Origin of the sequence: Micromonospora sonneratiae (assembly GCF_042679305.1) — a bacterium.
Classification (GTDB): domain Bacteria; phylum Actinomycetota; class Actinomycetes; order Mycobacteriales; family Micromonosporaceae; genus Micromonospora_H; species Micromonospora_H sonneratiae.
The window spans coordinates 1-503 of record NZ_JBHTMP010000184.1 but is presented as its reverse complement, the minus strand read 5'-3'; the positions used below and the strand labels follow the sequence as shown (position 1 = coordinate 503).

Genomic DNA, 503 nt, shown 5'->3' with positions numbered 1-503 from the left:
GTTCGACTCGGTCGAGGACGGCCGCCCGATCGTGCCCGGCACCGACCGGATCAGCCGGGGCAGGTTCAGCTTCATCGTGAACATGGATGCCGACCCGACCCGGATCGCCGACGCCCTGACCCACATCGGGGACAACATCCTGTTCGACCGCGAGAACCGGCTGCCCACCCGCCGCTGGATCCGGGAAGACCTGCTACCGATGCTGGCCCAGGGGGGCGCTGCGGTCGGTACCGGTCTGCTTACCGGATCGGTCTTCTACGGACTGCTCGCCGGAGTCGGCGCGCCTGGATTCCTGATTGCCCGATGGGTCAACCGGATTCACCAGCTCAACCTCAACGACCTGGCCATCATCCTGAAGCTGACCGAGGCAAAACCGGGCACCACTACTCCCCAGCACCTGCGGGAACAGATCGAGCAGCAGCGGCAACCCGTCGAGGAACTCGAACAACGGGCCAGACAGATCGAGGAACAACTGGCCGCCGACCCGCGTACCGCCGACGCGA

At 66.0% G+C, this 503-nt stretch carries 1 protein-coding gene; it reads left to right on the top strand.

What is annotated here, in order from left to right; all coding sequences use genetic code 11:
• Window positions 1–503 (top strand): hypothetical protein (locus ACFQ4H_RS34920; protein WP_377579574.1); only part of this gene is annotated, 503 nt, incomplete at both ends.